This window comes from Thiobacillus sp. (assembly GCF_018780105.1).
GTDB lineage: Bacteria > Pseudomonadota > Gammaproteobacteria > Burkholderiales > Thiobacillaceae > Thiobacillus.
In genome coordinates, this window is the sequence record NZ_JADMKC010000048.1 from 1 (window position 1) to 3,767 (window position 3,767).

Sequence of the window (3,767 nt, forward strand, 5' to 3'; positions counted from 1 at the left end):
GCGCGCGCACCTGGTTGTTGAGCTGGCGGAAGTTGAGCACCGACAGCCAGGTGACCACCACCATCAGCGCCAGCAGCGCGAGGGTGATGCTGAAGATTTTCAGGCTGATGGGCAATCGCATGGTGTCAGGACCGGATGCACGAAGTTTTAAACCTAGCGTACGCCATCGATCAGTCAAACAGACATGTAAACCCCGGATCGCAGTTTGGGCCGGTTGCAAGAACTGCAACACGGCCACTCTGACGCGTTTCTAGCTGTTTCCGCGAATCACCGGCGTGCCGCGCACCACGTCGCCGCACTGCGCGCGATGGCGCAAGGCATGATCCATCAGCACGATCGCCATCAGCGCTTCGGCAATCGGAGTAGCGCGGATACCGACGCAGGGGTCGTGGCGGCCGTGGGTGACGACCTCGATCGGCTGGCCGTGCAGGTCGATCGAGCGGCCCGGCAGGCGCATCGACGAGGTGGGCTTGATGGCAATGTGGGCGACGATGGACTGACCGGAGGAAATGCCGCCGAGCACGCCACCCGCATGATTGCTGAGAAAACCGTCGGGAGTGATTTCGTCGCGGTGCTCGGTGCCGAGTTGCCGGGCGGCCTCCATGCCGTCGCCGATTTCCACGCCCTTGACCGCGTTGAGCCCCATCAGCGCATGCGCCAGGTCGGCATCGAGCTTGTCGTACAGCGGTTCGCCCCAGCCCGGGGGCACGTTGTCGGCGACCACGCTGATGCGCGCGCCGACCGAGTCGCCCGATTTGCGCAACGCATCCATGTATTCCTCGAGCTTGGGCACCATGGGGGCGCTGGGCGAAAAGAAGGCGTTGTTGTCGACCTCGTCCCATGACTCGAACGGGATGTCGAGCGGCCCCAGCGCGCTCATGTAGCCGCGGATCACGATGCCATGGTGTTCGGCCAGCCATTTCTTGGCGATGGCGCCGGCGCCGACGATGGGCGCGGTCAAGCGTGCCGAAGAACGCCCGCCGCCGCGCGGGTCGCGGAAACCGTATTTCTGCGTGTAGGTGTAGTCGGCGTGGCCGGGGCGGAAGGTCTCGCCAATGTTGCCGTAATCCTTGCTGCGCTGGTCTTCGTTGCGGATCAGCAGCGCAATCGGCGTGCCGGTGGTTTTACCTTCATATAGCCCTGATAAAATTTCCACCGTGTCGGACTCGCGGCGCTGGGTGACATGGCGCGAGGTGCCGGGCTTGCGGCGGTCGAGGTCATGCTGGATATCGATTTCGCACAGCGCCATGCCCGGCGGACAGCCATCCACCACGCAGCCGATGGCGGGACCGTGCGATTCGCCGAACACGGTGACACAAAAGAGCTTGCCGAGGGTGCTGCCTGACATGGAAATAACCTGAAAGAATGAAGCCGGCAAATGAAGCCGGCCGGGCCAAAGATTGCCCTGAAGTCTAGCACAGGCGCGGCTTCGGCCTGCCGCGACGGCGGGCACTTTCCGCTGCCGGCGTTGTCGTAACCCGGCATCCGGCTTAACCGCTATGCTTACCCAATCCAGCAATCGAGGAGTCTCCATGAATGCCGCCCAACGCACCGCCGCCCTCGGCCAGAGCCTGTGGCTCGACAACCTCTCGCGCAGCCTGATTCAGGAAGGCACGCTGGCTCGCCACATCGCCGACAAGGGCGTGACCGGGGTGACCTCCAACCCCTCGATCTTCCAGAATGCGCTCGCCAGCAGCCCCTACTACGCCGACGATCTGGCCAGGCTGCGCGCCGGCGAGCCCGACACCGAACGCCGCTACGAGGCGCTGGCCATCCCCGACATCCAGGCCGCCTGCGATCTGCTGCGGCCGACATTCGATGCCAGCCACGGCCGCGATGGCTACGTCAGCCTGGAAGTCGCACCGCGCTGGGCGGACGATGCCGAACGCACCGTCGCGGAAGCGCAGCGCCTGTCGGCCGCCGTCGATCGCCGCAACCTGCTGGTCAAGGTGCCGGGCACGCCGGCGGGTGTCAGCGCCTTCGAAACCCTGACCCGGCTCGGCATCAACGTCAACGTGACCCTGCTGTTTTCGGTGGCGCAGGCCGAAGCCGTGTTCAAGGCCTATATCCGCGGACTCGAGGCGCGCGCGCAGAACGGCGCCGACCTGCGCGCCAGCCACGCGGTGGCGAGCCTGTTCCTGTCGCGCGTCGACACCCTGGTCGATACGCAGCTGGCAGCCATCGGCACGCCCGATGCCCTGGCGCTACGCGGCCAGGCGGCGGTGGCGATGGCCAAACTCGCCTACCAGCGCTATCGGGCGATTTTTCACGGCGAGGCGTTCGCCGCACTGGCGCAACGCGGCGCCATGCCGCAGTGGCTGCTGTGGGCGAGCACCGGCGTCAAGAACCCGGACTATTCCGACCTGCTGTATGTCGAGCCGCTGATCGGCGCGGAAACCATCAACACTTTGCCCGACAAGACGCTGGCCGCGCTGGCCGAACACGGCCAGCCGGCACTGCGGGTCGAGCAGGATGTCGCCGAATCCGCGGCCAAACTGGCCGAACTGGCGCGACTGGGCATCGACATGGATCAGGTCGGCCAGACCCTGCAGGACGATGGCGTCAAGCTGTTTGAGGCATCCTTCCAGAAACTGCTCCAGCAAACCGCCTGAAGCCTCCTTCCACCCCCCCATCCATTCATCAAGGACACCACCATGAAAGCACGCGCCGCCGTAGCCTGGGAACCCAAAAAACCGCTGTCGATCGAAGAGGTCGACGTAGAAGGTCCACGCGAGGGCGAGGTCCTGTTGCAGGTCGTCGCCAGCGGCGTCTGCCACACCGATGCGTTCACGCTCTCGGGCGACGACCCGGAAGGCGCCTTCCCCTGCATTCTCGGCCACGAAGGCGGCTGCGTCGTGGTGGAGTGCGGCCCCGGCGTGACAACGCTGAAGCCGGGCGACCACGTGATTCCGCTCTACATCCCCGAATGCGGTCACTGCGAGTACTGCGCCTCGCCGAAGACCAACCTGTGCCAGTCGATTGCCTCGACGGTATGGACCGGTTACATGCCCGACGGCACCCGCCGCTTCTCGAAAAACGGCAAGCCGATTTTTCACTACATGGGCTGCTCGACGTTTGCCGAATACACCGTGGTGCCGGAAATCGCGCTCGCCAAAATCAATCCCGCGGCGCCGCTGGACAAGGTCTGTCTGCTTGGCTGCGGCGTCACCACCGGCATCGGCGCAGTGCTCAACACCGCCAAGGTCGAACCCGGCTCCACCGTTGCGGTGTTCGGCCTCGGCGGCATCGGCCTGTCGTGCATCCAGGGCGCGGTGATGGCCAAGGCGGGACGCATCATCGCCATCGACCTCAACCCGGACAAGTTCGAAATGGCCAAAGCGCTCGGCGCAACGGATTTTCTGAACCCCAAAGACGTCAACGGTTCGGTTTCCGAATACATCCGCGACCACTTCAACGGCGGCGTCGACTACTCGTTCGAGTGCATCGGCAACGTCAACGTCATGCGCGATGCGCTCGAGTGCACGCACATGGGTTGGGGTGTCTCCACCGTGATCGGCGTCGCCGGCGCCGGCAAGGAAATCTGCACCCGGCCGTTCAACCTGGTAGTCGGCCGCACCTGGAAAGGCACCGCGTTCGGCGGCGTCAAGGGCCGCTCGCAACTGCCGGGCTACGTCGAGAACTACATGAACGGCAAGATCGAACTCGACAAGCTGGTGACCCACACCATGCCGCTCGAAGACATCAACCGCGCCTTCGACCTGATGCACGAAGGCAAGAGCATCCGCTCGGTCATCATTTTCTGAGGC

General features: G+C 64.6%; 3 protein-coding genes. 2 read left to right on the forward strand and 1 reads right to left on the reverse strand.

Translation table 11 applies throughout. From position 1 onward, the window contains the following. Window positions 1-250: 250 nt before the first annotated feature. On the reverse strand, window positions 251-1,348 hold the full coding sequence (gene aroC / locus IV098_RS15005; RefSeq protein ID WP_296890510.1) for a chorismate synthase: 1,098 nt from the start codon (window positions 1,346-1,348) through the stop codon (window positions 251-253). Window positions 1,349-1,532: 184 nt separating this feature from the next. Between aroC and tal the strand changes: the two genes are divergently transcribed. Both tal and IV098_RS15015 read left to right on the forward strand, forming a co-directional pair. Further along, window positions 1,533-2,612, forward strand: coding sequence for a transaldolase (tal, locus tag IV098_RS15010; RefSeq protein WP_296890511.1), 1,080 nt, complete (start codon window positions 1,533-1,535; stop codon window positions 2,610-2,612). A 42-nt stretch (window positions 2,613-2,654) separates the two neighbouring features. Continuing rightward, a complete protein-coding gene (locus IV098_RS15015) occupies window positions 2,655-3,764 on the forward strand; it encodes an S-(hydroxymethyl)glutathione dehydrogenase/class III alcohol dehydrogenase (protein WP_296890512.1) in 1,110 nt (369 codons plus the stop codon). Window positions 3,765-3,767: the final 3 nt, after the last annotated feature.

Coding starts and splice junctions, on each gene's coding strand:
- aroC (WP_296890510.1), bottom strand. CDS start 1,348: ATGTCAGGCAGCACCCTCGGCAAGCTCTTTTGTGTCACCGTGTTCGGC.
- tal (WP_296890511.1), top strand. CDS start 1,533: ATGAATGCCGCCCAACGCACCGCCGCCCTCGGCCAGAGCCTGTGGCTC.
- IV098_RS15015 (WP_296890512.1), top strand. CDS start 2,655: ATGAAAGCACGCGCCGCCGTAGCCTGGGAACCCAAAAAACCGCTGTCG.